Here is a 26,165-nt window from a genome sequence, read left to right on the forward strand (position 1 = left end):
GATTCATCGCCATCATGTGTTACTGCGCGGATTGCAGCAGTAAGGGCAAGTCATATTCGAGGCTGTCAGCCAAAGCAAGCCAGTCGTGGCGCTCCTGCGCCGCCAGCATCTCACGAAATAACTCAACCACAGTTACGGCATTTTGTAACTCAGGCAAGATGGGTTTAAGCAGGTCGATGCACTGAGCAAAGTCATGTGAGCCATCGGCTTCATGGCCTAAGCGAAACTTATGCGCAGCCGTAATCAGTAATTGGATAAGGGCGTCAGTTGCAGTACTTTTCATCACTTACACTCCTGATATTGGGCGCCATCAATGGCGGCACCATCTAAACTTGCATTATAAAAAGTCACCTCAGGTTTAGTGAGAATATAATGTTCAAGGGCAAGCAAATAGCCGCGAAAATTCAGATCGGTTGCTACTTTTTCGCCATGTCCGTTCATCACCCAATGTTGCTTGGCATTGGCGATAGAAGGGCCTAATTTACCGTCTTGCCAAAAGGCGTGGGTCTTATTATGCGGATAACTAAAATCACAACCAAATAAGGTTATCGATTGGCTGTTTAAATGTACGGCTAAATCGATGGCCGGATGGATGACGCTACCATTGGCAAATAGGCGCAGTTTAGGGCATTGCTGGTGGAACTCATCATAGATTTTACTGTGCGAGTAGGCTGCAAAACGTTGTCCTGGCCACCACTGTAACACTGCTTGCTGTGACTTGGGGAAGTAGACCAGTTTCACGTTATCAGGCACGTTATCGGGTAAAAATTCACGCGTGACATTTTGATCTATGCTCACGACGATATCGGGAACAATCTGTTCATTGAGTAAGGCTTTTAATGCGGTGTCGACGCTAATCATCAATGGCCGAGTCGCTTCTGGTAATGCTCGTTGCGCCCTAAGGTAAGCGTAATGCTGCTCAAGCGTGGGGCCAGTGGCGATGACCAAGGTTTGATTAGGTTCATATTGCAAGCTTAAAGTGGCGGCATCGGCATCTTGTTGCATGGTCGCAAGATTATCCCGCATGCGCTGCTGAAGCTCAGCGTCATCATTGCCATGGCTTCTGTTGGCAAAATCAAGGTTATTGTTAAATACCAATAAGTCACGCAATCTGGCATTGTCATCGCTGCTCAATAAGAGTTCGGGCGTGACGGTAATGTAGTGGGGCGGTAGTCGGTGTTGTTGAAGCTGGTGCACCAGCGTTAGGCGCGGATCGCTCAACCATTCGCGCTGATCGGTATAAGTCAGTAATAAGGCAAACAGGCTGACATTGAGCAGGCCAATACGAATGCTTTTTATATTGGGGTGCTGCACTAGGACGGCGGGGACATCTCCCATGCCGACACCATAAACCGTTAGGTCATTGCAGTTTGCTGGCAGTTGTTTAATCAACAGCTGCGCTTCGGCGATACGGTTATGCCGACTGCTCAATTGAATACCATTGACACTGATGGTTTGTTCATTGCCATTAACGAGACAAGCATCGAAGTGTTCAATGTTTGCCGCATGTAAGGCTGAAGCGAGCAGAGGCCAACGCTTATTAATGATCTCTAGGTTAGCAGTAAACAGCTCAGTCATTGACGCTATCCTTTATAGGGTTGAGGTAAATAGGAATAATGGAGATAAGTTGATGTTTATTGCGCAGCGTTGACGACAAAGCTGACTTTGGCTACCAGCATTATTTATCATGCGACTATTACGCGACTATTACGCTACTTTCACGCCGTAATACGCAGTTATTTTCATGGGGCTAAAGTACCTTAAAAACGCCTCAAAATCCATGATAAAGCGGATAGCAAGCTAGTCAAAAATCATATCAGCGCTTGGCACCCTAACCACAAGTGTGAGGATTTAAACTTAGACACTGGGCTTAAAAATGATCATGGCCGCAAGAATTGGTATGGCACTAATTAAATAAGATTATATCGATTAAATCGAAGGCTAAGCCGTGAGTGTTAACCTATTCACCTAGCTACGCAGGGGCACTAAACCATTGTTAACCTAGAGGGATGTATTAGGATGTTGGCGGTTAGTGATGGTTATTTTACCTATGCATAAGATAACCATTTTAGTGGCTATCTTATGGTCTCCCCACAGGGACTCGAACCCCGATCGATCGCTTAGGAGGCGACTGCTCTATCCTGTTGAGCTATAGGGAGACGCTGTTGATTATACTGTTTTTCATCTCGATGAAAAGGCTTTAGATTTAGTTGCTTAATTAGTGGCCGCTTGTCCGCTAAATTTTAATCGCAATGTCATTTACTTGTATATTTAGCGTCCCATTTTTTGGCTCGAGCAAGGCTGTTGCACTTTGCTGCGTGACTTGATCTATGGTGACCGTTGCGCGAGTTTCCCCGGCGATTGGGCGCATGTTGTCGAGCCTATCGGGTAAGTTTTGTTGCAATACAATTTGAAAACGGTCGCCCACTTTTATACCGTTGTTACGCCCCAGGTTGATGATCACTCGTCTGTCTTGCTTAGACACAATTTGTCCGAGTAGTGGCCTGCAGTTAAGCACTTTATCGATATCGGCACTGGCTTGTGCTAATACGGCATCAATATGTTGGCCATAGCTGGAATGCCAAAAGCGGGCGCTGTTTGCCGGCACTGTGGCTTGTCGATCAAACTCCCATGGGGCTGATGAATGATATAGCTCGCTCCAAACTTGCTCACCGCTGATACCATGATACAGCGATAGCTTTAGATGAAATTGCCGTTGTGGATAGTTATTCCAAAGACCTAGTAATCCGCCTTCAACGGGATCGGTGGAGATATCGACGATTGCTGGCAGTAGGATATATTGACTGTCGGTGATGTCGCTCAACCAACTGGGCAAACGGTAGCCTCGAACATCAACTAACGATTGCTCAATATCGAGGCGTTCGTTGGCGTGAACGTTGGCAAGGCTGGCATTGCTGCGCTGCTGAATGATGTTTCCCAAGCGTTGTGATAGTGCCTGTTCAAATTGACCGATATTGCCGTATCTGAGCTGCGCACGATCGGCAATCGATGCCTGTGGCACTAAAATGGCGGCTTTTAATGGTTCCACTTGGCACTGTTGCTCTGCGCCATCGATAACATCGGCTCTTAATGTCACTGTGATTTGTTGGTTTTCGATGCGCTCACTGAGCAGTTCGACTCGCGCAATGTTGGCTTGGTTCGACATAGAAAACCGGCTTTGTACCAGTTGACCATTTTGCGTCTGTTGCTGGCTGGTAAATTGGCCACCCGATTGCAAGGTGATAACACTTAAGGCTTGTTGTATGGCTTCTTCGCGCGCCTGATTGACATTGTTGTTGAGCACGTTGGCCTCGCCATGTGCTTCAATCCACTGTGCTGACACATTAAGATGGGTTAAACCGAGCAGTAGCAAGGATATGGTTAGCCGATTCATGTAAAAGTCTCTTTCAATAATAACAACGTAAACGCTACAACCTGCGTTATTAACTGCCAAAATGATGACAGTATTTGCGGTTGTTGGGCGATATTAGCCAGATGGCATCATAGCAAGCAATATACATGCCCGTATGTACTCTGTGGCACGATTGCTTGCTTAATGGGGTTAAAGGTTGGCGTGTTGAGGCCGATATAGGGTGGGAAACCATAGTGACTATTGCTATGACCTTGGCGTTGATTATTGTCTTATCGCGCTCACAGCGATTGCTGATGCCTGAGATACTTAGTATGCCATAATAGCCATATAAGTAATTAGGTTAGCACTTAGCTATTGGCTCATAATTTGCATTTTAAATTTATGCCAGTCGAACGCGCCGCGAATTTGTCGTGTGACATAGCGATAATCAAAGTTATCGTCTGCGTCAGTATCGACCGGGTTGTGATGTTAATGCATCAGCGCCGTCAAAGGTTAAGTCAACAGTTAAATCGTTAGCGGTTAACTTAGATGGGCGGCGATCAAGCCCTTGCGTTCATATTGAAACGGCATGTTATATGTGCATTTTTTCCGGCTAAGCCTTGCTTAGCGTTATACAGGACAGAGCAATGCGTACAGCGATATTTTTGTCATCTTTATTACTATTGGGGGGATGTGCGAGCAATGAGCCTGCTGCGCCGTCATTGGCAAGCGGCAATACTTTGCCTGCTCAATCGGCAGTGCTACACCTAAGCCAACAATTGGCTAATGAACTGATCAGGCAAAACGATCAACTCACACCTAAGCATCCGTTATTGGTGACAACGCCAGTGTTGTTAGGCAATTTAAGTGGCACTAATCCCTTGGGGTTACAATTACAGCAAGGTTTAATTGCTGCTATGCATGATCATCAATTTAATTTGGTCGATCTCAATGTGGCACAAAGTGTGCGCGTGACCGACAGTGGTGATTTTATATTGAGTCGTGATTGGCGTAAACTTGCGGACGATTTGCCAGTGGAGCATGTTTTGGTGTCGACCATGAATCTGTCGCTTGATGAGCTGGTGGTCAATAGTCGTATTGTGAATGTAACCAATAATCGTGTGGTATCAGTTGCTTCGGCGAGTGTCACCTTGGCTGAATTGCCTGGTTATCTTAGGGCGTCTGAGCGGGTGGAGTCTAAGCAAGGCTTGTTGATCCGTCACAGCATGCAGGGGCAGGGTAACATGCAAATGGTAGGAGAGCTGCAATGAGAATCTGGTTAATGGCAATACTGCTGACGCTAAGTGGCTGCGCTTCCCAAGATAGATATATTCAGTGGGAAACAGAAGCGCCTGAGCAGTTTCCTAAGTTAACCGCTATCGGCTACGCCCCCTTAGCGACACAACCGGCCAAAGAGCAGTCGCAACGGGTATTAATGGCGATGCAAGCATCCAAAATCGCGGCTTATCGTGAGTTAGCTGAGCAGGTATACGGCCAGCAGTTATCTGCGTCGAGCCAAGTCAGGGATTGGATGTTGTCTGATGATAATATTCAAGCTTCGGTGACCGGGGTGATACGCGGCGCCAGAGTGGTTAAGAGTTACCCGGCGGGTGAGCATTATGTGACTGAGCTGGAACTTGATTTTTCTCAAGTGTGGGCCTTGTACCAACAGCAAAATCGTCCACAAAAAGTGAAGCAAGTGACTTACTTCTAAGAGAGTTTCCTTTTAACGGAGCTCCATTTTAATTGAGCGACTTAATGTATTGCGCAATATTAAAGCCTCTATTTTAGAGGCTTTTTTGTGTCTCTTGGTTGTGTTTTTTAGATTGGGTCATTGCGTAGCGAAAGCGAGGTGCATGAGCTAGGCGCGATGCTGAATCAAGATAACACTACGCTGTGATTAAGTGCCTAAGCTTTAAGGTTATTGCCTAAGGTCGAAATCGTTGAGGTTTTGCCTTTACCATCGTAGGTAAGACTGGATGCGTTTCGACTGGCTTGCAAGGCTTGAGAGAAGCGATTGATACTGGCCATGCTGTGTTCGATTAATGTAGCATTTTGCGCGTTAAGCGTCTTACATTGGGCTAACACTTGTTTGGTTATATCGACTAATTTTTGCAGCTTAAGATCGCTACTGAGTTTACCGCTGTCGGGGTGCTCTGATAATCGTACATCGACCGCTTTGATCTCATCTAACAACTTAGCTTTATCTGCGGCCAGCGTTAGCAACTCATCGGCACTTTGTGCTATGAGTGCCGCTTTCTCTGCTTCGATAAGGCGTTTTAAGTCGTTTAATAACGTATGTTGATTGGCGATGATGTCGATTATTGAGTTCATATCAGCTTAGCCAAGATCCTTTAGTTCATTTTCAAACTGCGCAATATTACTGGCCAGTTTGTCGGCATCAATCTTATAGCGACCTTCAGCAATAGCCGCTTTTATCTGTTCGACTTTTTTAGTATCGATTTCAGGTAAGTTGTTTAATTTTGCCTGAGCACTTTGCAGTTGCTGCGCCTGAGGAGTTATCGATACCGAGTCACTTTTTACGGTTTTAGCCGTAGTGGTTTCGGGCGATACCAGGCCAGTTTTAGCCGATGACTTATCGGTTGATGGCGACGTGACTCGATTGTTCGTGCTTGTATTTACATGCTTTATGTCTATAGCCATAATAGGTTCCAACGTTACTTAGTGAGATCAACATAACTGTATATCGGCGCTCATTTTTAAAGCTTTAGTAGAATTTTGTGGTGAGCAACAAAAAATGCTCATCAAAGTGAGTCATGTCGTACTACATTCTAACCTCAACCGCACCGACCCCGATAACGTTTGCATCTACCATTTTTTGTGAGTGACTATTCCTAACTTGAATTCTATCGCCTAAGTTACCATCACGTAAGGCCTCACCGATAGTTTTTATCTCAAAATTGGCAGTACGGGCATAAATAGACACCATGTCGCCTTTGCAGACAAAGCAAAGGTTACTGCTAAACAGGGTTTGGTTGGCGGCAATTCTGCGTTTGACCCGGGTGCCAGTGACCTGCGCCGGATCATCAAATTGTTGGCCACGTAAATTACTCTGCTCTACATAAGCGAGTGTCACCTGCTCAGCGTTAATCAGATCACCCGGGCCTAAGGTTTGTGTCGCCACAACCACAGGGTAAAGAATATCGACTCTGACCGATATGTAGATTTGCCAAGGATAGGCTAGCTCTGGAGTTTCACAACTGATTTTAACGGTATTGTTACGGCCAATAGCGCGATCGCTGGCGACCTCAACGCTTAATGCTGAACTACAAGCGGGTGGCGTCACTCGGGTGTCTAAACTTTGCGGCGATATATTGACCTTAGCATCACTTGGGGCTTCAATTTTATTTTCAATTGCCGCTATAGCTAATCGTGATATCGTCGATAAAGAGGGTACGCTAAGCTCATCAGCCGCAAAACTTGGGCATGAGCAGAGTAAAGCGATGAAAAAGTATACTGTATTTACTTTCATATTGAATAGACTAGCTTAGATAGCTAGAGAGCACCTATACTTCGTTGTGGCCCGTACTTTATAGACATTTTTCATAGAAATTAGTGTCATAAATTTGACGAGTTTAGGGCCTGGTTATCATACACATTTTTTAAAGCAATTAGCATGCCTATACTTATAGTTACTATGGTTGGGGAAGCATTCACAAGGCAAAGGCATTATGTCGAGTATTCTTGATTCAGTAAATAAACGTACCCAACTCGTGGGACAAAACCGTCTAGAATTGCTGCTGTTTAAATTAAACAGTAAGCAACGATTTGGTATTAACGTATTTAAAGTCAAAGAGGTACTGCAGTGCCCGCCATTGACGGCATTACCTAAGCTAAATCCTGTGGTTCGGGGAGTGGCGCATATTCGCGGCAAGACGATATCTGTGATTGATTTAAGTGCTGCTACGGGGGGGCGTCCAATTGAAAATATTGACGAATGTTTTATTATCATTTCTGAGTATAACCGCAGCGTGCAAGGGTTCTTAGTCCAGTCTGTTGAGCGAATCATTAATATGAACTGGGAAGCCATTATGCCACCGCCGCAGGGGGCTGGACGCTATTCCTACTTAACGGCCGTTACTGAAGTCGAAGGGGAGTTGGTTGAGATCCTTGATGTCGAAAAAATCCTCGATGAGATATCCCCTGTTAAGACGCAGATAAGCCAAGAAATGGATGATAAGTTAACCATAGATAGAGACCGCCACTATCATATTATGGTGATTGATGATTCAACAGTGGCCCGTAAGCAAATTATTAGGGCGTTAGAGTCATTAAATCTGCAAATCGATACCGCTAAAGATGGCCGTGATGCCCTCAACCAATTAGAGGCGATGGCGGCCAATATGGACAATGTCGCTCGTGAGCTCCCCTTGGTGATTTCTGATATCGAAATGCCCGAAATGGACGGTTATACCTTAACGGCAGAGATTAGAGACAACCCTAAGCTTAAAGATATTAAGGTGGTGCTACATACCTCACTCAGTGGCGTGTTTAATCAAGCGATGGTGGAAAAAGTGGGCGCCAATGATTTTATTGCCAAATTTAATCCTGATGAGTTAGCCGCAGCAGTGAATAAGCACCTTAGTTTGTAATTTAAGCGTCGTTATACAAGCCCCTAACTTTACGTAGTTTATGCTTGTCTCAGTGTGTTAGCTAATGTATAACCCTGAGCTGTTTAATGCTTGCTATAGTAGTGTATGTTGTAGCCTGTTTTATTTTTTTGAGATTGGGATATCTAGGTGCCAAATAAATCACTTGCTGAAGCTGAGTACAACCAATTTAGGTTATTTCTGGAACAACACAGCGGGATCGTGCTGGGTGAAAATAAGCAATATTTAGTTCGTAGTCGCTTGGCACCGTTAATGGGGAAATATAATCTTCCCTCGTTATCTGAGGTGGTTAAACATTCGATGAAGCCGACGGAGCGGCAGTTAAGAGCAGAGGTTATCGATGCGATGACCACTAACGAAACCTTATGGTTCAGGGATCGTTATCCGTTCGAGTTACTGGCAAATAACTTATTGCCAGAATATACCCGCTTAGGCCGGCCACTCAAAATATGGTCGGCAGCGTGTTCGTCTGGGCAAGAGCCCTATTCGTTAGCCATGACCATTTTAGAATATCAGCAGCGTAAGCCGGGGGCTTTACCGGGGAGTGCATCGATACTGGCCACCGACCTCTCGCCATCCATGCTCGATAAGTGTAAGGCGGCGCAATATGATAATTTAGCGCTGGCGCGCGGTTTATCTGATGAGCGTAAACGACAATTTTTTGCACCCACAACCCCTGGCTCTATGGTGCTTAACGATAATGTAAAACGTCTGGTTAATTTCAGAGCCCATAATTTGCTTGAAAGTTATACCTTACTGGGTAAATTTGACATTATATTTTGCCGCAACGTACTGATCTACTTTGCACCTGAGGCAAAGGCCAAAATATTGCGGCAATTTGCTGCCGCTTTGAACCCCAAAGGGATCTTATTCCTTGGCGCTTCAGAGTCGATTGCCGGATTAACCGAAGAATTTGAGATGGTGCGCTGTAATCCTGGCATCTATTATCAAAAGCGTGGTTAACCTTAATCACCTCAGTTAGCTAAAATGCCAGCAATAAGCTGGCATTTTTTATCGTTCTGGTTTTTTATTCATCACTCTCTGCTCGTTTACATCTTGCTTGGCATAACAATTGCTTTCTTGTTGGTATCTGTATGAGGAGGCAATTTTATGGCGATCAGTTTTGATAAAGCATTAGGTGTACATCAATTCACTTTGGGTGTGCGTTCAACGCGTGCGCAGGTGATCTCATCTAATATTGCCAATGCCGATACCCCTCATTATAAAGCTAAAGATCTCGATTTTGATAAGGCGCTGCAAGCGGCGCGTACTCGACAAGGCGGTTTAGCCATGAGCCGCAGTGACGAACGTCATTTCGATTTAGCGGCTTTAAGTCAGCAACATGTGAGTTATCGCGTGCCCAATCAGCCGGATACGGGTGATGGTAATACCGTCGATATTCAGCAAGAGCAATCTGAATTTATGCAAAACGCCTTAGAGTATCAGATGTCGTTAGGCTTTCTTGACAGTAAATTTGCTGGGCTGAAAAAAGCACTTAAAGGAAATTAATGATGAGCTTATTTAATATCTTTGATGTTTCAGGATCGGGTATGTCGGCGCAATCTATCCGCCTTAATACCACGGCAAGTAACATTGCCAATGCCGATTCGGTTTCCAGTAGCATCGACCAGACTTACCGTGCTCGGCATCCTGTATTTGAAGCGGAAATGGCCAAAGCGAGTCATCAGCAACAAACCTCACAGTCGGTCAAAGTGGCGGACATTGTTGAAAGTGATAAGCCGCTGCAGAAAGAATATTCTCCTGATCACCCGTTGGCCGATGCCGACGGCTTTATTTATAAACCCAATGTGAATGTGATGGAGGAGATGGCGAACATGATCTCTGCATCGCGTTCGTACCAAATGAACGTACAAGTTGCTGAAGCGGCCAAGTCTATGCTGCAACAGACTTTGCGAATCGGCAAATCTTAGGAGGTAATGAGTGAGCCTCATTAATCCGTTAAGCAGTCAGTCTCCCCTGAGCAGTGAACAGCAAAGTGGGCAGATCACACCGCAAGCAAACAGCAGAACCAGTGCCATCACCGAGTCTACGGGAAATCCGTTTCTAGATGGTATTCGCTTACCTGAGGAGTCATCGATTCCTGAGGCAAATAATCAGGAGCTGACACAAGACGATTTTTTCTCTTTATTGAGTCAACAGTTGTCGATGCAAGATCCATTTAAGCCGGTGGATAATGACCAAATGATCGCGCAGATGGCCTCATTTTCGACCGTCGATGGGATCAGCAAGCTTAATGAGGAGATTGTTAACCTTAATGCTGTGATGACCTCGAGTCAGGCACTACAAGCCTCAGGGCTCGTTGGGCAGAAAGTGCTTATCCCCTCTGATACCGGCCATATTTCTGCTGAAGATCCGCACTTAAAAGGGATCATCAGTACGCCAGAGGCTATCGATGACATTACCGTGCGCATCGAAGATGAAAAAGGTCAGCTCATCAAGACGTTTACCGTCGATGGCAGCGCAGGCGGCAATATTGATGTCAGCTGGGATGGGCTAGATAAAAATGGCGAGCCGGTGGCAAGTGGCAATTATTCGATTAAGGCATCTGGCAAAGTGGATGGTCAAAGTGAAGACCTCGCCGTATCAACCTACGCACATGTAACCAGCGTCTCATTAGGTACAGCCAGTACCGGCGCAATTTTAAACCTTAGGGGCATAGGGGGTATCAAGATTGGTGATGTACTCGCCGTCTCTGAAACCTAGATAAAGCTTACGTTAGGGCATAACGTCCACGACAACGAATAAAATTTTTAATGAGGTGATTTATGTCATTTAACATTGCATTGAGCGGTATCTCAGCAGCCCAAAAAGATCTTAATACCACGGCCAACAATATCGCTAACGTTAACACGGTTGGTTTTAAAGAGTCTCGCGCCGAATTTGCCGATGTGTATGCCAACTCGATTTTTGCTAACAGTAAAACCACAGTCGGTGGCGGCGTGACCACATCACAAGTGGCGCAGCAGTTCCACCAAGGCAGTATGCAGTTTACCAATAACGCGCTCGATATGGCGATTAATGGTGGTGGTTTTTTTGTGACCTCATCTGAATTGGGCTCGCAAGATATGTCTTATACCCGCGCGGGAGCGTTTAAAGTCGATGGTAATAACTATTTGGTTAATTCGTCAGGTAACTTCTTGCAGACATTTCCAGTCGATAAAGATGGCAATTCAACATCAGTGAGTTTAACCACGACTAAGCCTGTGCAAATTCCCGATACGGCAGGTCAACCACAAAAGACTAATGATGTGGGCATTCAGATGAACCTGAATGCCGCTGAAGATACGCTCGATCCAGCGAATTTCGATCCCACTAAGCCCGAGACCTTTAATAATTCGACATCTGTGACCATATATGACTCCTTAGGTGAGCCACAGATTTTAACCACTTACTTTGTTCGCCCGCCAGAAGCGGCGCACAATGGTGAGAGTAATTGGGTGGCGTTTTATGCCGTCGATGGTAAACAGGTCGATATTGCAGGCCCTGTAGGGACTTATGGGCGAGATACCACTGGTGATGGTACTGCCGATGCGACAGGTAATGCCGAAAATGCCAGTGGTTGGAAAGGCTCTGTATTGTCTTTTAACGATACTGGCACCTATACCGGTAGCGACCCTGCCGTAGTACAGACCGAAGCGCTTGGTGTGGGCGGGGCTAATGTCTTAGGCCCGGGTACTGACGGCGCGCAAACCCTAACGCTTAACTTTAATAATCCGACGCAATATTCATCAGCTTTTGAGGTGACTGAGCTGAGCCAAGATGGCACCACTGTTGGCCGCTTAACCAATGTAGAAGTGGGTGTCGATGGCTTGATTAATGCCAGTTACAGTAACGGATCTACGGTAGCCTTAGCCCGCGTGGCGTTGGCCCGTTTTTCTAATGAGCAAGGCTTAACGCAGGTGGGTAATACGTCGTGGAAGGCTAGTTTAGATTCAGGCCCAGCGTTAGCCGGTGAGGCTAATAGCGGTACCTTTGGTGGACTTCGCTCGTCAGCATTAGAGCAATCCAACGTTGATTTGACCACCGAGCTGGTTGATTTGATCTCTGCGCAGCGTAACTTCCAGGCTAACTCGCGTACTTTAGAGGTCAATAATACGTTGCAACAAACGGTACTCCAGATCCGTTAATGCTTGACTTAAGTGTGTTGCCGCAACGGCAACACACTGCCGCTTTTCGTTGAACTGCTCCTCTTTTCGTATTATTTATCTTCGCATCCCATTGATCTTCCATTCTCATTGATTTTTGCTATTGGCACGATGCTTGCTTTGTACTGTGATACGACAGTTTTAGTTGAAACATTGACGGAGCAGCAAGTGGATAAATTACTTTATGTCGCCATGAGTGGCGCCAAGCAGAATATGAATTCGCTGGCGGTACGTGCGAACAACCTTGCTAATGCCAATACCGATGGTTTTAAGTCAGACTTAGAACAATCTCGCTCTATGCAAGCCTTTGGTGAAGGTTTGCCGACACGGGTGTTTTCGATGACAGAAAGCCCATCGGCTAACTTTGCCAGCGGACCGCTAAAAACCACAGGCCGCGATCTGGATATTGCCGTTAAAGGCGATGGTTGGATTGCCGTGCAGAGTGCCGACGGTGGCGAAGCCTATACCCGCTCAGGCAGCTTAAGCATAGATAACACCGGCTTGCTGCGAAACGACCGTGGTAATCCCATTATGGGGGATGCCGGTCCCATCGTATTACCTCTGCCTATCGAAAAAATAGAAATTGCCCAAGATGGCATTATTTCGGTGCGCCCTTTAGGGGCGACAGCGGAAGTGATTGAAGAGGTTGGCCGGATCAAGCTCGTTAACCCAGGTAACCAAAATTTAATGCGCGGAGAAGATGGCCTGTTCCGTCAAATCTCTGGCGAAATCGCACCTGCCAATGCGCAGGTGTTTGTAGAGAGTGGCGCCGTTGAGGGCAGTAATGTGAATGCTGTCGATGAAATGGTGTCGTTAATCGATTTGCAGCGTCAGTTTGAGATGCAGGTCAAGATGATGAAAACGGCCGAAGAGATGGATCAAGCCTCTTCGACATTAATGCGCATTAGTTAGGAGATAGATTATGCATCCCGCGTTATGGATCAGTAAAACAGGCTTAGATGCTCAGCAAACCGATATTTCGGTTATCTCTAACAACGTGGCTAATGCGAGCACCATTGGCTACAAGAAAAGCCGCGCCGTATTTGAAGACTTGCTTTATCAAACGGTTAACCAAGCTGGTGGCATCAGTGCCTCTAACACCAAATTGCCCAATGGCCTGAATATCGGTGCGGGTACCAAAGTGGTGGCGACGCAAAAGATGTTCACCCAAGGCAACATGTTAACCACGGATAACTCACTCGATTTAATGATTGAAGGCCCCGGCTTTTTTGAAGTGCAGATGCCAGATGGCACCGCGGCCTATACACGTAATGGCCAGTTCACCCTAGATGATACTGGTCAAATCGTTACCCCTGGCTCAGGTTATGTGTTGCAGCCAGCGATCACCATTCCTGATGACGCCACCAGTATCACAGTGTCGGCAGAAGGGGAGGTCTCGGTAAAAACTCCGGGTGCGGCCGAAAACCAAGTGGTGGGCCAGTTAGCCATGTCCGACTTTATTAACCCAAGTGGGTTAGATCCTATGGGGCAAAACCTCTACACCGAAACTGGCGCGAGCGGTGCACCGATTCAAGGAACGGCCTCTTTAGATGGCATGGGCGCGATTCGTCAAGGTGCATTGGAGACCTCTAACGTGAATGTAACCGAAGAGCTGGTTAACTTGATTGAGAGTCAGCGAATTTACGAGATGAACTCCAAAGTGATCTCAGCCGTCGATCAGATGTTGTCTTACGTTAACCAGAATTTGTAGAGGCTTAATATGACTAAGTATCTCATGCTGGTGGCAGCCATCGCCTTAGCGGGGTGTAGCTCGACTAGCAATAATAAGCCGATTGCTGATGACCCTTATTATGCGCCCGTTTACCCAGAAGCCCCGCCAACCAAGGTGGCGGCAACGGGATCTATGTATCAAGACAGTCAGGCATCGGGATTGTATTCCGATATCAAGGCGTTAAAAGTGGGCGACATCATCACGGTGATTTTGCAAGAGTCGACCCAAGCGTCCAAGAGCGCTAATAATGAGATTAAAAAAGGCTCAGATCTTAGTCTTGACCCCATTTATGCTGGTGGCGGCAATGTCACCATCAAAGGCGTACCTATCGATTTACGTTATAAAGACAGCTTTAACACCAAGCGAGAGTCAGACGCCGATCAGAGCAATAGCCTGTCAGGCAGTATCTCGGCCAATGTGATGCAGGTGCTCAATAATGGCAACCTAGTGATCCGCGGTGAGAAATGGATCACCATCAATAACGGCGATGAATTTGTGCGGGTGACCGGCATTGTACGTTCGCAAGATATTCGTCCCGACAACACCATTGACTCGCAACGCGTTGCTAATGCGCGCATTCAATACAGTGGGACAGGCACCTTTGCCGATGCACAAAAAGTGGGTTGGTTAGGGAAATTTTTCATGAGTGATTGGTGGCCTTTTTAGGAAGTAATATCATGAAAGTTAAAATTATTTTACTTTGTGCTCTGACCCTGTTTTCTTCAATAAGCTTTGCCCAGCGCATTAAAGACATTGCCAATGTGCAAGGGGTGAGAAATAACCAACTCATTGGTTATGGTCTCGTGGTGGGTTTGCCCGGTACCGGTGAAAAGACCCGTTATACCGAGCAGACATTTAAAACCATGCTGAAAAATTTCGGTATCAATCTACCGGATAACTTTCGACCCAAGATTAAAAACGTCGCGGTGGTTGCCGTGCACGCCAATATGCCGCCCTTTATTAAACCGGGGCAAACCTTAGATGTTACCGTATCGAGCTTAGGTGAAGCCAAAAGCCTGCGCGGCGGCACCTTAATACAAACCTTTCTAAAAGGGGTCGATGGTAATGTTTACGCCATCGCTCAAGGCAGCATGGTGGTCAGTGGCTTTAGTGCCGAAGGGCTCGATGGCTCAAAAGTCATCCAAAATACCCCAACCGTGGGGCGTATTCCCAACGGCGCGATTGTTGAGCGCACGGTAGCGACGCCATTTTCAACTGGCGATCACCTGACGTTTAACTTACGCCGCGCTGATTTCTCAACGGCTAAACGCTTAGCCGATGCCATCAATGGCTTGCTTGGCCCAGGTATGGCCCGAGCGCTTGATGCCGCTTCGGTACAAGTGAGTGCACCGCGCGATGTGTCACAACGGGTGTCATTTTTAGCCACGCTGGAAAATATCGACGTTGAGCCCGCATCAGAGTCGGCTAAGGTTATCGTTAATTCCCGCACCGGCACCATAGTTGTAGGAGCTGACGTACGTTTGTTGCCTGCCGCAGTCACCCACGGTGGTTTGACGGTCACTATTGCTGAGGCGACCCAAGTGTCACAACCCAATCCCTTTGCGGATGGCGAAACAGTGGTCACCAGTAACAGCACTATCGATGTGTCTGAAGAAGATAACCGTATGTTTTTGTTTAACCCAGGTACCACCCTCGACGAGCTCGTTAGGGCGGTTAACTTGGTTGGCGCGGCGCCATCGGATGTACTGGCCATTCTCGAAGCGTTAAAAGTGGCAGGCGCTTTGCATGGAGAGCTTATCATCATCTAATTTTTGTCGGGTTGACTATGGAAAAGCTGTCACATTCATCGCACTTTATGGACATCGGGGGGCTAGACTCCCTGCGTGCCAAAGCACAAAAAGATGATAAGTCAGCTTTGAAGGAAGTGGCGCAACAGTTTGAGGGGATCTTCGTGCAAATGCTGATGCAGAGCATGCGCGACGCCAATGCTGTATTTGAATCCGACAGCCCGATGAACAGCCAATACACTAAGTTTTACGAGCAGATGCACGATCAGCAGATGTCGGTTAACCTCTCCGACAAAGGCATGTTAGGCCTAGCCGACTTGATGGTGCAGCAGCTCGATTCTACAGCCAGTGCCTTTACCCCAGCGTCAGTGTTACGTGGTGGCATGCAGCAGCCTACCTCATCTAGCGTCAATATGACGGCGCAGCATTTAAGCCAATCTAAGGTTTCAGCGACTCAAACTCCCTCTTTACCTGAGGCGCTCGACGAGGTCGTCAGCGGCAAAGTGTTGCCATCGGCCGCGCCCATAAATGGCTTCAGTAGCCGTGAAGAGTTTGTTAGCGCGTTATATCCCCATGCTAAGGCCGCAGCACAATCCCTTGGCACCACGCCAGAGGTGCTCATTGCCCAGTCGGCGCTCGAAACCGGTTGGGGACAAAAAATGGTGCGCACCACACAGGGTGAGCCCAGTCATAACCTATTTAATATTAAGGCCGACAAGCGCTGGCAAGGCGACAAAGCGGGCGTGAGCACCTTGGAGTTTGAACAAGGTGTGGCGGTGAAGCAACGAGCCGATTTTCGCGTATATGACGGCATAAAGCAGAGTTTCGATGACTTTGTGTCATTTATCTCTGAAGGGCCACGTTATCAAGCGGCCATGGAGAAGGCGGCCGATCCTGCTGCGTTTGTACAAGCCCTGCAAGATGCCGGTTATGCAACCGATCCACATTACGCCGACAAAGTGATCAAGGTGATGCAATCGGTAACCAAAGGGCTGGGTTCAGCCATATCGGGAGTAACACCATGAGTCAAATTACCATCGCCCGCCCTGTAGGAGGGATTTTTTAATGTCATTGGACTTACTTAATATTGCTCGTACGGGCGTGCTGGCATCGCAGTCACAATTGGCGATAACCAGTAATAACATCGCTAATGCCAACACTCAAGGCTACCACCGTCAAGTGGCCGAGCAGTCGAGCCTCGAGTCGCAGCGCTTAGGCAACAGTTTTTTTGGTGCGGGTACCTATGTGAGCGATGTTAAGCGTATTTATAACGATTACGCTGCACGCGAACTGCGTATTGGGCAAACAGCGGTGAGTCAGGCGCAGACCACGCAGATCAAAATGGGCGAGCTTGACCAACTGTTTTCGCAGATCGGCAAATCGGTGCCGCAAGGTTTAAATGACCTGTTTGCTGGGCTAAACAGCTTGAGCGATCTTCCCGATGATTTAGGCATTCGAGGTGGCGTACTTGGGAATGCCGAACAGCTGGCTAATGCATTAAACCAGATGAACTCGCACCTTAATGGTCAAATGCAGCAGACTAACGATCAAATCGTGGCGATCACCGACAGAATTAATGCTATCGGCAAGGAGCTTGGGCATATCAACCAAGAGTTGATGAAGTCTCAAGGGGCCGACATGCAGCTGCTTGATCAACAAGATGCCTTAATCCAAGAGCTGAGCGAGTACGCGGCAGTCAATGTGATCCCACTGGAATCAGGCGCCAAAAGCATCATGCTTGGCGGCGCCGCCATGTTGGTGTCTGGTGAGGTGTCGATGCAAGTGGGGTCGACAACCGGCGATCCATTTGGTGGAGAGCTGCGGATCACCGCATCGGTTGGCGATCAAAGCCTGGTGCTGGATCCCGCTAAAATGGGCGGTAGTTTAGGCGCCTTATTTCAATTTAGGGATGACACCTTGATCCCAGCGCAAATGGAGATGGGGCAACTGGCCGTGGGTATTGCCGATAGCTTTAACCAAGCTCAGGGCCAAGGATTTGATTTAAATGGCAATGTGGGCGCAAACCTCTTTTTAGATATCAACGATCCTAAGATGTCGACGGGCCGCGTAGGCGCTTACGGCAATAACACGGGCGATGCCACCCTTAAGGTCAATATCGATGATGTTGGGGCGCTCTCTGGTGGTAACTATCAGTTAAGTTTTACTGCGCCTGCAACCTATGAGCTTAAAGATAACGACAGTGGCGTTGTCACACCATTGGTGCTTAACGGTAACGAGCTCACTGGTGGTGACGGCTTTAGTATTCAAATAGCCGCTGGCACCTTGGCCTCGGGCGATCAGTTTGAGATCAGGCCCACAGCGGGGGCGGCTGCTGGTATAGATGTGGTGATGAGCGACCCTAAAGGCATTGCCGCTGCGGGTCCGAGTATCAATGCCGATGCGGCCAATACGGGTAGCACGAGCCTCACATTAAACAGTATGGATCCTAGCCAAGCCAATTTTCCTGGCGTAGGCGGTGAAATCACCTTTGAAATAGACACCATCACCAATAGCTATCAAGCCTTTGATGCAACAGGTACATCTTTAGGTGTGGGGATGTTTACGCCACCTAATATTGACGCCTTTGGAATGAATTTCGATGTGCAAAGCAGTACCGCCGAGGCTGGTCAGCGCTTTACCTTCGATCTCAATTTTGCCGAAGGTAATAACAACAATGCCCTTGCGATGGCCAAATTAAACGAAGCCAAATTGATGCAGGGCGGTAGCGCCACCTTAAGTGATGTATATGAGTCGACTAAGTTAGCCGTGGGCGGCAAAGCTAAATCGGCCGAGGTGGCATTAGGTTCGGCCGAGGCGGTTTACGCACAGGCCTATAGCCGAGTGCAAAGCGAATCTGGGGTGAACCTCGATGAAGAGGCCGCCAATTTAATGCGTTTTCAACAGTCTTATCAGGCATCAGCGCGGATCATGACCACGGCCGCTGAAATTTTTGACACTTTATTTAGTTCGGTGAGATAGGAGTAAATCAGATGCGCATCTCAACGGCACAGATGTTTAACCAAAGTATTACCAGTGTGTTAGACAGGCAATCATCGACCAGTAAAATCTTAGAGCAACTGTCAAGCGGTAAGCGAGTCAATACCGCAGGTGACGATCCAGTTGCCGCTATTGGTATCGATAACCTTAACCAACAAAATGCCTTAGTCGATCAGTTTATGAAAAATATCGACTATGCCAACAACCGTTTGTCATTGACCGAAAGCAAGCTTGGCAGCGCCGAGACATTGACGGCTTCGGTTAGAGAACAAGTGTTGCGTGCAGCAAATGGCGGTTTAGAAGATTCCGAGCGGCAAATGATTGCCGTCGAACTGCGCACAACCTTGGAAGAGTTAGTTGCGATTGCCAATACCCAAGATGAATCGGGCAATTATCTATTTGGTGGCTTCGAAACGGGTAAGCAGCCATTTAGTTTCGATGCCGCAGGCAATGTGGTTTATAACGGCGATAGCGGCGTGCGTGATGCGGTCGTCGCATCGGGCGTCACCTTAGGCACAAATATTCCGGGCGATCAGGCATTTATGAATGCGCCATCAGGATTAGGCGATTTCAGTGTCAATTATTTGGCAACACAAGTTGGTGATTTTAGTGTTAACAGCGCCAGTATTACCGATCCTGCAGCTTATGTTGAAGACAGTTACACCTTTACCATGGTGGGCGGCGATTTAGAGGTAAGAGACTCAAGCGCTGCGTTGGTGACCACGGTATCGCCGTTCGACCCATCTACCCCTGTAAGTGTTAATGGTATTGAGGTTTCTCTCTCGGACATGCCTGAAAACGGCGACAGTTTTACCATAAATCCTCAAAGTGAAGTCAGTATTTTCGACACCATCAATCAAGCCATTTCCTTGATAGAAGATCCCAACAAAATAAATACGCCGCAAGGAAGATCAGAGTTGGCACAGGTATTGAATGATATCGATAGTGGTGTAAATCAAATCAGTATTGCCCGAGGTCAATCGGGCACTCATTTGAAAAGTCTAGAGAGTCACAGTTCGGCCCATGTTGAAGAGCAATTAGTCAACAATTCGGCGTTATCGATGCTCGAAGATTTAGATTACGCCTCTGCTATTACAGAGCTCGAAAAACAGCAATTAGCGTTAAATGCGGTGTCGAGTGTGTTTAGCAAAGTCGGGTCGACGACACTATTTGACTATATCTAACGAGGCTTATCTCGATAGATGTTAACTCAGGATTTTTTAGCCAAGCTCAGCGTCTTGGCAGTGCAACCAAGAAGAGGAAAACACAATGGCTATTACAGTAAATACTAACGTTACATCGATGAAGGCGCAGAAAAACCTCAATACCTCATCTCAGGGGTTGGCAACGTCAATGGAACGTTTGTCTAGTGGTTTGCGGATCAATAGCGCTAAAGATGATGCGGCAGGTCTAGCCATCTCGAACCGATTAAATTCGCAGGTCCGTGGCTTAGAAGTGGGTATGCGTAATGCCAATGATGCCATCTCTATCGCACAAATTGCCGAAGGCGCGATGCAAGAGCAAACAAACATGCTACAGCGGATGCGTGACTTGACGATTCAGTCTGAAAACGGTGCCAACAGTACCGATGATTTGCTGGCACTAAAAGCAGAGATGGATCAGCTGGCCGATGAAATTAATGAGATTGGTAGTAATACTGCCTTTGGTAATACTAAGCTGTTAAGCGGTGGCTTTGCTGCGGGTAAAACTTTCCAAGTGGGTCATCAAGATGGCGAAGACATTACCATTTCGGTGGGTAAAACCGATAAGGTCAGTCTATCAGTAGGTGCTTTAGCTAATGCTTCAGCAGGTGATCGTAAGTCGGCATTAGAGAAGATTGATGCGGCGATTAACACTATCGATACCCAGCGCGCTAAATTGGGTGCGGTGCAGAACCGTTTAGCCCATAACATCAGTAACAGTGCCAATACTCAAGCGAATGTCGCCGATGCTAAGAGTCGTATTGTGGATGTGGATTTTGCTAAAGAGACCGCCACTATGACCAAGAACCAGGTACTGCAGCAAACGGGTTCAGCAATGTTAGCGCAGGCGAATCAGTTGCCACAGGTGGCCTTGTCACTGTTAGGCTAATGGTCACCAATAAGATAGATATGGGTAAAGTTGAGCCGCACAATTCGGCTCAACTTTAGTGCGTTCACCGGTGTGAACTTGGTATTTAAAGTAATAAATTCAATTGTTTAATCTAAATTTGTGTTTTTTTTGAAAAAAAGCTAAAGATTAAAATCCTCGTGCCGTTACATTTACTGTAACCAATTAGCTCCGCCTGGCTCAAATCAGACAGGCAAGTGATTAAGTCAGGCATAGTAGAGGAAACGATAATGGCTATTACAGTAAATACAAACGTTACATCGATGAAAGCTCAAAAGAACTTGAATCAGTCTAGTGGTAACCTAGCGACCTCTATGGAGCGTCTATCAAGTGGTTTGCGTATTAACAGTGCAAAAGACGATGCCGCCGGTCTGGCGATCTCTAACCGTCTAGATTCTCAGGTTCGTGGTCTTGAAGTGGGTATGCGTAACGCTAACGATGCGATCTCTATTGCCCAGATTGCCGAAGGCGCGATGCAAGAACAGACTAACATGCTACAACGTATGCGTGACTTGACCGTACAAGCAGAAAACGGTGCCAACAGTACTGACGATCTAACTGCACTGCAGGCTGAAATGGATGCCTTGGCCACCGAGATTGATGAAATTGGTAGCAATACCGCTTTTGGTAACACAAAATTATTAGCCGGTGGTTTTTCTAACGGTAAATCGTTCCAAGTGGGTCACCAAGATGGTGAAGATATCACTCTTTCTGTGGCAACAACAAACAAGACCACGCTATCTCTTGGTGCATTAGCTAATGCGTCAGCTGGCGATAGAGCAAGTGCGCTGAAGAAAATTGATGCTGCGATTCAAACTATCGACAGTCAACGCGCCGACTTAGGTGCGGTGCAAAACCGTCTCTCTTACAACATCAGTAACAGCGCTAACACGCAAGCTAATGTTTCAGATGCTAAGAGTCGTATTGTGGATGTGGATTTCGCCAAAGAAACCTCCGCAATGACTAAAAACCAGGTACTACAGCAAACGGGTTCGGCCATGTTAGCGCAAGCTAACCAGTTGCCACAGGTTGCACTATCGTTACTATAACGAGCCAAGGTTAAGCATTGATACGATAAGGGAGGTTCGGCAACGAGCCTCCCTTTCGTGATTTTAAGCAACACGGTGAATCGAGGGTTATTGCAATGGATATCAATATGGTTAACTCAGTCACTCTTGCTCCGACTAAAGTGGATGTAGGTCATGCGGCTTTGAAGCCGAATCAGCAGGATGTTGAATTAGATACTCGCTCTGCCATTAACGCAGTGGAAGCAGCAGAAGAGGCACCCGCAGCACAAGCCGAACCAAAGCAACTGCAAGGCGTCGTCGATGAACTGTCTGATATGATGTCGCTGATGCGAAAAGGGTTGGCATTTAAAATCGATGAAGACTCTGGCACGAATGTTGTAAGTGTTATGGATATAGAGTCTGGCGATATTATTCGTCAAATTCCGAATGAAGAAGCGCTGAAATTGGCACAAAAACTGTCGGAAGTGACAGGTTTACTGATGAAAACTGAAGTGTAAGGCGTTAGAACATCATAATTAAGTTGAGGTATTTATGGCATTAACAGCAACGGGAATTGGTTCTGGGCTCGATATCAATACGATTGTCGGCGTACTCGTTGATGCCGAAAAAGTGCCAAAAGAAGCGATCTTTAATAAAAAAGAAGATGCGCTTGAAGCGCAGGTTTCAGCTATTGGCAGCTTAAAAAGCGCCCTGTCTAACTTTCAAGACGCCTTAGAAAAACTAAAAGATGGTGACAGCTTAAATCAGCGTCTAGTCAGCACCGGTGAGAGTCATTATTTTACCGCTAGCGCCGATAAAAATGCTCAGTCGGGTAGCTACAATATTGTGGTTGAGCAACTTGCCCAGCGTCATAAGGTTGCCGGCGACTTTACTGCCGATCCTAAAGCCGCAGTTGGTGAAGGTAGCTTAGATTTTACGGTTAATGGTAATACCTTTAGTGTTGATGTCGCAGCGGGTGACTCGCTCGATGCGATAGCCGCCAGTATTAATAATGCCGACGATAACGTTGGAGTCACCGCGACCATAGTGACCACTGATGGCGGTAGCCGTTTAGTGATAAGCTCAGACACCGAAGGTTCTGACAGTAATGTCAGCGTCGCGGCAAACGACATTAGTGGGACTGGGCTTAATGATATGTTTGGCGCAGGTAATTTGACCGAAGTTCAAGCGGACCAAAGAAGCCATTGTGTATATCGACGGGCAAAAGTTACAGTCGCAAACCAATGATATTAGCAATGCGATTTCAGGCGTGACCTTAAACCTAACCGATGCCGATCTGAATAAGACCTCTGTACTCAAAATTGAGCTTGATGAAGAGGCCGTGAAAGAGAATGTACAGGGCTTCGTTGATGCTTATAACAGCCTGATCGATAAGATAGAAAGCCTATCATCTTATGACGCCGAAGAGAAAAAAGCGGCGGCGATGCAAGGCGATTCAATGATCCGCTCTATCGAGTCGCAAATGCGCAATATGATCTCGACCCGGGTCGATACTGGTGGCGGCGAGAGTATTGCCCTCTATGATATCGGTATCGAAGCCGATCGCTATGGTAAGTTATCTGTTAATAGCACTAAGCTAGATAAAGTGATCAATGAAGATATGGGCAGCATTGAATCCCTGTTTGCCACCAAAGACACAGGTCTGGCAACCCGCTTAGATACCATGGTAGAAGGTTATGTTAAAACCACTGGTCTGCTAGACTCACGTAACAATACGTTGACAGCAGATAAGCAACGTTTAGAAGATCAGCGCGAAGCCTTTACCATGAAGATGGAACAATTGCAGGCGCGATTATTTAAGCAGTTCAATGCCATGGACTTAGTCGTCGGTAATTTAACTTCACAAGGTAATGGCGTGATCAATGCATTAAATTCGCTCCCAGGTGTCATTAAGGCATAGGGTTAATGGTAAGGTCATTTGGATTTGCAATCACTTAATACATTAAACGCACAGCTGGCTGCTCTATTAGATCAATTAGAGGTTATTGCCGCTGAAGATGAAAAAGCAGATGAGTTGGTATCAAATTTGCTTGATATGGTGAGTCAGCGTCAATTATTGCTTAATGAGTTGCTTGAGTCTCCTAAAGAGGAAGATAGACACGTACTGCAGACACAATTAACGCTAACCAATCAATTCACAGCACGTGCGGTATCCTTGTTACAACATCGTCAACAGCTGCTGCATTTAGGGCGTAAGAGTCAAAAGCAGCTTAATGTGTATAAATCTATAGGTTCATAGTAGGTATTTATGAGAACGTCACTGAAATCATACCGTAAGGTATCAGTTGAGAGCGAAATTTCGGTCGCTTCTCCCCATCGTATCATTCAGTTAATGTTTGAGGGCGCGCTGCAACGTTTAGCGCAAAGTCGTTATGCAATTGAACATAAAGATATTGCCAATAAAGGGATCTATATTGGTAAAGCCATTGGAATTATTACCGGCTTAAATAACAGTTTGAATATGGACGCGGGCGGTGATATCGCCAATAATCTTAGCGATCTTTATGATTTTATGTTGCGTAAAATATCGGAAGCTAATATCAATAATGATGTGCAAGCCATTGATGATGTAAGTGAAATACTCAGAACGATTAAAGAGGGCTGGGATGCTATTCCGCAAAAAGATCACCATTTAGTCTCGCACAATGACGCGTAATTGCTTGGCTTATAAAGGCTTTTTGTGCGTCGCAATCCTGTCAGGTGTCAAGCCTTTGACACCTCGAGCTTGAATCGTAGATAAATTGTCCTAGAATCAGATGAGTTTGTCATAAAGTGAATCAGACACTTGCTAATACGGTGCTGATAATACACTATTCCTTAATGGTAGTTAGTTTATTTAAAATCAGTAATAACGGTATTCTCTTGTTTTCTAAGCTGCTAACACTAATAACTAATGCGAACAACACTGAGCGCTTTTACGGCCTTCTTAAATGATGCAAACAGATCAACGAATTCTACTTGTCGGTAATGAGTCAGAGCGAACTAATCGCTTATCTTGTGTTTTTGAGTTTCTTGGTGAACAAGTTGAACGGCTTGGCGTTGATGAACTTGAAGCTCGAGTTTCCAATACCCGTTTTCGGGCGCTGGTGCTTGCTCAAGATGCTCAGTCTAAAGAGCTTTTAAAAGCCATTGCCAGCGCAATTCCGTGGCAACCGATACTGGTATTGGGTCAAACCGATGCCCTTAGCACATCTAACACTCTTGGATGTATCGAAGAACCTCTCAACTATCCGCAGCTCACTGAGTTGTTACATTTTTGCCAGGTTTTTGTCCAGGCTAAACGTCCAGAAGTGCCAACCAGTGGCAATCAAACCAAATTATTTCGTAGCTTAGTGGGTCGCAGTGAAGGGATTGCTCAAGTTCGTCATCTGATTAACCAAGTGGCAGGCTCTGATGCCACAGTATTGATATTGGGTCAATCAGGTACGGGGAAAGAGGTTGTGGCGCGAAATATTCATTATCTTTCAGAGCGCCGTGATGGCCCTTTTATTCCAGTTAACTGTGGTGCTATTCCTGCTGAATTATTAGAAAGTGAACTCTTTGGCCATGAAAAAGGCTCCTTTACTGGTGCTATCAGTGCACGTAAAGGTCGGTTTGAATTAGCCGAAGGGGGAACGCTGTTTCTCGATGAAATTGGTGATATGCCACTGCAGATGCAAGTTAAGCTGCTGCGTGTATTACAAGAAAAAGTCTTTGAACGTGTCGGTGGCAGCAAGGCACTTAAAACTGATGTTAGGGTGATTGCCGCGACTCATCGTGAGCTTGAAACCATGATTGCCGATGGGGAGTTCCGAGAGGATCTCTTCTACCGCTTAAACGTGTTTCCCGTTGAGATGCCAGCACTACGTGAGCGTAAAGACGATATCCCCCTGTTATTGCAAGAGCTTGTGAGTCGAGTCTATAACGAGGGCCGTGGTAAGGTACGTTTTACCCAGCGCGCCATCGAATCACTCAAAGAGCATAGCTGGTCAGGTAATGTCAGAGAACTGTCTAACCTAGTCGAACGTTTAACTATTCTCTATCCTGGTGGCCTAGTCGATGTGAACGACTTGCCATTGAAGTATCGTCATATTGATGTGCCAGAATATCAAGTTGAAATCAGCGAAGAAGAGTTAGAGCGTGATGCCTTGGCGTCTATCTTTAGCGATGAAGTGGTGGTGGATATGCCTGAGAGCCGCTTCCCCAGTGAATTACCACCTGAAGGGGTCAACCTTAAAGATCTCTTGGCTGAACTTGAGATTGATATGATCCGCCAAGCGCTAGAACAACAAGATAATGTGGTCGCCAGAGCCGCAGAAATGCTGGGAATACGTCGCACCACCTTAGTTGAAAAAATGCGTAAATATGGCATGAGTAAAGACTAACCACTCCTGCTTACAGCTACAAAAACACTGATCTAAGG

The 26,165-nt window shown here is 46.5% G+C and carries 27 protein-coding genes, 1 tRNA gene and 1 pseudogene; 22 read left to right on the forward strand and 7 right to left on the reverse strand.

All coding sequences use genetic code 11. The features are described from left to right. Nucleotides 1–19 precede the first annotated feature (19 nt). The 4 genes from AC5YBZ_RS05490 to AC5YBZ_RS05505 all read right to left on the reverse strand — a co-directional run bounded on the left by AC5YBZ_RS05490 (nt 20) and on the right by AC5YBZ_RS05505 (nt 3,394). Nucleotides 20–283 carry a hypothetical protein gene (locus tag AC5YBZ_RS05490; protein WP_494543530.1) on the reverse strand — a complete coding sequence of 88 codons (264 nt, stop codon included), beginning with the start codon at nt 281–283 and terminating at the stop codon, nt 20–22. Beyond that, nucleotides 283–1,578 (reverse strand): motility associated factor glycosyltransferase family protein, encoded by a 1,296-nt coding sequence (locus tag AC5YBZ_RS05495; protein ID WP_494543531.1) that lies wholly within the window; start codon nt 1,576–1,578, stop codon nt 283–285. The genes AC5YBZ_RS05490 and AC5YBZ_RS05495 overlap by 1 nt, the downstream gene beginning before the upstream one ends. Before the next feature lie 505 nt (nt 1,579–2,083). Then, nucleotides 2,084–2,159 (reverse strand) — tRNA-Arg (locus tag AC5YBZ_RS05500). A gap of 77 nt (nt 2,160–2,236) precedes the next feature. Continuing rightward, nucleotides 2,237–3,394, reverse strand: coding sequence for a flagellar assembly protein T N-terminal domain-containing protein (locus AC5YBZ_RS05505; protein ID WP_494524502.1), 1,158 nt, complete (start codon nt 3,392–3,394; stop codon nt 2,237–2,239). Nucleotides 3,395–3,999: 605 nt separating this feature from the next. Here AC5YBZ_RS05505 and AC5YBZ_RS05510 point away from each other — a divergent pair. Both AC5YBZ_RS05510 and AC5YBZ_RS05515 read left to right on the forward strand, forming a co-directional pair. Beyond that, complete coding sequence (locus tag AC5YBZ_RS05510; protein ID WP_494524503.1) at nt 4,000–4,623, forward strand: FlgO family outer membrane protein; 624 nt, start codon at nt 4,000–4,002, stop codon at nt 4,621–4,623. Further along, nucleotides 4,620–5,066, forward strand: coding sequence for an LPP20 family lipoprotein (locus tag AC5YBZ_RS05515; protein WP_475516272.1), 447 nt, complete (start codon nt 4,620–4,622; stop codon nt 5,064–5,066). Before AC5YBZ_RS05510 ends, AC5YBZ_RS05515 begins: the two co-directional genes overlap by 4 nt. Nucleotides 5,067–5,260: 194 nt before the next feature. On the opposite strand, the gene AC5YBZ_RS05520 is transcribed toward AC5YBZ_RS05515, so the two are convergent. The 3 genes from AC5YBZ_RS05520 to flgA all read right to left on the reverse strand — a co-directional run bounded on the left by AC5YBZ_RS05520 (nt 5,261) and on the right by flgA (nt 6,845). Then, nucleotides 5,261–5,686, reverse strand: coding sequence for a flagella synthesis protein FlgN (locus AC5YBZ_RS05520; protein ID WP_494519680.1), 426 nt, complete (start codon nt 5,684–5,686; stop codon nt 5,261–5,263). A 6-nt stretch (nt 5,687–5,692) separates the two neighbouring features. Continuing rightward, entirely contained in the window at nt 5,693–6,016 is a 324-nt protein-coding gene (gene flgM / locus AC5YBZ_RS05525; RefSeq protein WP_494519679.1) for a flagellar biosynthesis anti-sigma factor FlgM, read from the reverse strand. A 121-nt stretch (nt 6,017–6,137) separates the two neighbouring features. Then, nucleotides 6,138–6,845 carry a flagellar basal body P-ring formation chaperone FlgA gene (flgA, locus tag AC5YBZ_RS05530; protein WP_494519678.1) on the reverse strand — a complete coding sequence of 236 codons (708 nt, stop codon included), beginning with the start codon at nt 6,843–6,845 and terminating at the stop codon, nt 6,138–6,140. 199 nt (nt 6,846–7,044) lie between these two features. Here flgA and AC5YBZ_RS05535 point away from each other — a divergent pair, with 199 nt between their 5' ends. From AC5YBZ_RS05535 to AC5YBZ_RS05630, 20 genes and pseudogenes are all read left to right on the forward strand, one after another. Beyond that, nucleotides 7,045–7,965, forward strand: a complete 921-nt coding sequence (locus AC5YBZ_RS05535; RefSeq protein ID WP_494519677.1) for a chemotaxis protein CheV — start codon at nt 7,045–7,047, stop codon at nt 7,963–7,965. Between the two features lie 147 nt (nt 7,966–8,112). Beyond that, nucleotides 8,113–8,946: a CheR family methyltransferase gene (locus AC5YBZ_RS05540; RefSeq protein ID WP_494519676.1), complete on the forward strand. Its 834-nt coding sequence runs from the start codon at nt 8,113–8,115 to the stop codon at nt 8,944–8,946. A gap of 147 nt (nt 8,947–9,093) precedes the next feature. Continuing rightward, complete coding sequence (gene flgB, locus AC5YBZ_RS05545; RefSeq protein WP_494519675.1) at nt 9,094–9,492, forward strand: flagellar basal body rod protein FlgB; 399 nt, start codon at nt 9,094–9,096, stop codon at nt 9,490–9,492. Between the two features lie 2 nt (nt 9,493–9,494). Then, on the forward strand, nt 9,495–9,914 hold the full coding sequence (gene flgC, locus AC5YBZ_RS05550; RefSeq protein WP_494521644.1) for a flagellar basal body rod protein FlgC: 420 nt from the start codon (nt 9,495–9,497) through the stop codon (nt 9,912–9,914). Between the two features lie 10 nt (nt 9,915–9,924). Beyond that, nucleotides 9,925–10,707: a flagellar hook assembly protein FlgD gene (gene flgD / locus AC5YBZ_RS05555; RefSeq protein ID WP_494519674.1), complete on the forward strand. Its 783-nt coding sequence runs from the start codon at nt 9,925–9,927 to the stop codon at nt 10,705–10,707. Between the two features lie 62 nt (nt 10,708–10,769). Beyond that, nucleotides 10,770–12,131: a flagellar hook protein FlgE gene (gene flgE / locus AC5YBZ_RS05560; protein ID WP_494519673.1), complete on the forward strand. Its 1,362-nt coding sequence runs from the start codon at nt 10,770–10,772 to the stop codon at nt 12,129–12,131. A gap of 186 nt (nt 12,132–12,317) precedes the next feature. Next, complete coding sequence (gene flgF / locus AC5YBZ_RS05565; RefSeq protein WP_494519672.1) at nt 12,318–13,061, forward strand: flagellar basal-body rod protein FlgF; 744 nt, start codon at nt 12,318–12,320, stop codon at nt 13,059–13,061. A 10-nt stretch (nt 13,062–13,071) separates the two neighbouring features. After that, a complete protein-coding gene (gene flgG / locus AC5YBZ_RS05570; RefSeq protein ID WP_110456386.1) occupies nt 13,072–13,860 on the forward strand; it encodes a flagellar basal-body rod protein FlgG in 789 nt (262 codons plus the stop codon). A gap of 9 nt (nt 13,861–13,869) precedes the next feature. Then, nucleotides 13,870–14,547 carry a flagellar basal body L-ring protein FlgH gene (flgH, locus tag AC5YBZ_RS05575; protein ID WP_494524504.1) on the forward strand — a complete coding sequence of 226 codons (678 nt, stop codon included), beginning with the start codon at nt 13,870–13,872 and terminating at the stop codon, nt 14,545–14,547. A gap of 11 nt (nt 14,548–14,558) precedes the next feature. Then, nucleotides 14,559–15,650, forward strand: a complete 1,092-nt coding sequence (locus AC5YBZ_RS05580; RefSeq protein WP_494524505.1) for a flagellar basal body P-ring protein FlgI — start codon at nt 14,559–14,561, stop codon at nt 15,648–15,650. A 17-nt stretch (nt 15,651–15,667) separates the two neighbouring features. Further along, on the forward strand, nt 15,668–16,654 hold the full coding sequence (flgJ, locus tag AC5YBZ_RS05585) for a flagellar assembly peptidoglycan hydrolase FlgJ (protein WP_494543532.1): 987 nt from the start codon (nt 15,668–15,670) through the stop codon (nt 16,652–16,654). Between the two features lie 40 nt (nt 16,655–16,694). Further along, the gene (flgK, locus tag AC5YBZ_RS05590) at nt 16,695–18,608 is read left to right on the forward strand and encodes a flagellar hook-associated protein FlgK (protein WP_494524507.1); all 1,914 of its coding nucleotides are present in this window, start codon (nt 16,695–16,697) and stop codon (nt 18,606–18,608) included. A gap of 11 nt (nt 18,609–18,619) precedes the next feature. Continuing rightward, nucleotides 18,620–19,810 (forward strand): flagellar hook-associated protein FlgL, encoded by a 1,191-nt coding sequence (gene flgL, locus AC5YBZ_RS05595; RefSeq protein WP_494543533.1) that lies wholly within the window; start codon nt 18,620–18,622, stop codon nt 19,808–19,810. 85 nt (nt 19,811–19,895) lie between these two features. Further along, a complete protein-coding gene (locus AC5YBZ_RS05600) occupies nt 19,896–20,717 on the forward strand; it encodes a flagellin N-terminal helical domain-containing protein (protein WP_494524509.1) in 822 nt (273 codons plus the stop codon). A gap of 248 nt (nt 20,718–20,965) precedes the next feature. Further along, nucleotides 20,966–21,784, forward strand: coding sequence for a flagellin N-terminal helical domain-containing protein (locus AC5YBZ_RS05605; protein WP_494524510.1), 819 nt, complete (start codon nt 20,966–20,968; stop codon nt 21,782–21,784). 95 nt (nt 21,785–21,879) lie between these two features. Next, complete coding sequence (locus AC5YBZ_RS05610) at nt 21,880–22,260, forward strand: flagellar protein FlaG (RefSeq protein WP_494524511.1); 381 nt, start codon at nt 21,880–21,882, stop codon at nt 22,258–22,260. Nucleotides 22,261–22,294: 34 nt separating this feature from the next. Further along, a pseudogene (gene fliD / locus AC5YBZ_RS05615) lies at nt 22,295–23,663 on the forward strand (flagellar filament capping protein FliD). Nucleotides 23,664–23,681: 18 nt separating this feature from the next. Next, nucleotides 23,682–24,002, forward strand: a complete 321-nt coding sequence (locus AC5YBZ_RS05620) for a hypothetical protein (protein ID WP_494519664.1) — start codon at nt 23,682–23,684, stop codon at nt 24,000–24,002. Nucleotides 24,003–24,011: 9 nt separating this feature from the next. Then, nucleotides 24,012–24,419, forward strand: coding sequence for a flagellar export chaperone FliS (gene fliS, locus AC5YBZ_RS05625; protein WP_494519663.1), 408 nt, complete (start codon nt 24,012–24,014; stop codon nt 24,417–24,419). Nucleotides 24,420–24,693: 274 nt separating this feature from the next. Then, nucleotides 24,694–26,127 carry a sigma-54 dependent transcriptional regulator gene (locus tag AC5YBZ_RS05630; RefSeq protein ID WP_494524514.1) on the forward strand — a complete coding sequence of 478 codons (1,434 nt, stop codon included), beginning with the start codon at nt 24,694–24,696 and terminating at the stop codon, nt 26,125–26,127. The last annotated feature ends 38 nt before the right edge of the window (nt 26,128–26,165 follow it).

The organism is Shewanella sp. 553, assembly GCF_059338375.1.

Coding starts and splice junctions, on each gene's coding strand:
- AC5YBZ_RS05520 (WP_494519680.1), bottom strand. CDS start 5,686: ATGAACTCAATAATCGACATCATCGCCAATCAACATACGTTATTAAAC.
- flgL (WP_494543533.1), top strand. CDS start 18,620: ATGCGCATCTCAACGGCACAGATGTTTAACCAAAGTATTACCAGTGTG.
- fliS (WP_494519663.1), top strand. CDS start 24,012: ATGAGAACGTCACTGAAATCATACCGTAAGGTATCAGTTGAGAGCGAA.
- flgA (WP_494519678.1), bottom strand. CDS start 6,845: ATGAAAGTAAATACAGTATACTTTTTCATCGCTTTACTCTGCTCATGC.
- AC5YBZ_RS05600 (WP_494524509.1), top strand. CDS start 19,896: ATGGCTATTACAGTAAATACTAACGTTACATCGATGAAGGCGCAGAAA.
- flgG (WP_110456386.1), top strand. CDS start 13,072: ATGCATCCCGCGTTATGGATCAGTAAAACAGGCTTAGATGCTCAGCAA.
- AC5YBZ_RS05535 (WP_494519677.1), top strand. CDS start 7,045: ATGTCGAGTATTCTTGATTCAGTAAATAAACGTACCCAACTCGTGGGA.
- AC5YBZ_RS05630 (WP_494524514.1), top strand. CDS start 24,694: ATGATGCAAACAGATCAACGAATTCTACTTGTCGGTAATGAGTCAGAG.
- flgE (WP_494519673.1), top strand. CDS start 10,770: ATGTCATTTAACATTGCATTGAGCGGTATCTCAGCAGCCCAAAAAGAT.
- AC5YBZ_RS05580 (WP_494524505.1), top strand. CDS start 14,559: ATGAAAGTTAAAATTATTTTACTTTGTGCTCTGACCCTGTTTTCTTCA.
- flgJ (WP_494543532.1), top strand. CDS start 15,668: ATGGAAAAGCTGTCACATTCATCGCACTTTATGGACATCGGGGGGCTA.
- flgC (WP_494521644.1), top strand. CDS start 9,495: ATGAGCTTATTTAATATCTTTGATGTTTCAGGATCGGGTATGTCGGCG.
- AC5YBZ_RS05490 (WP_494543530.1), bottom strand. CDS start 283: ATGAAAAGTACTGCAACTGACGCCCTTATCCAATTACTGATTACGGCT.
- AC5YBZ_RS05605 (WP_494524510.1), top strand. CDS start 20,966: ATGGCTATTACAGTAAATACAAACGTTACATCGATGAAAGCTCAAAAG.
- flgB (WP_494519675.1), top strand. CDS start 9,094: ATGGCGATCAGTTTTGATAAAGCATTAGGTGTACATCAATTCACTTTG.
- AC5YBZ_RS05610 (WP_494524511.1), top strand. CDS start 21,880: ATGGATATCAATATGGTTAACTCAGTCACTCTTGCTCCGACTAAAGTG.
- flgK (WP_494524507.1), top strand. CDS start 16,695: ATGTCATTGGACTTACTTAATATTGCTCGTACGGGCGTGCTGGCATCG.
- flgH (WP_494524504.1), top strand. CDS start 13,870: ATGACTAAGTATCTCATGCTGGTGGCAGCCATCGCCTTAGCGGGGTGT.
- AC5YBZ_RS05495 (WP_494543531.1), bottom strand. CDS start 1,578: ATGACTGAGCTGTTTACTGCTAACCTAGAGATCATTAATAAGCGTTGG.
- AC5YBZ_RS05505 (WP_494524502.1), bottom strand. CDS start 3,394: ATGAATCGGCTAACCATATCCTTGCTACTGCTCGGTTTAACCCATCTT.
- AC5YBZ_RS05515 (WP_475516272.1), top strand. CDS start 4,620: ATGAGAATCTGGTTAATGGCAATACTGCTGACGCTAAGTGGCTGCGCT.
- AC5YBZ_RS05510 (WP_494524503.1), top strand. CDS start 4,000: ATGCGTACAGCGATATTTTTGTCATCTTTATTACTATTGGGGGGATGT.
- flgM (WP_494519679.1), bottom strand. CDS start 6,016: ATGGCTATAGACATAAAGCATGTAAATACAAGCACGAACAATCGAGTC.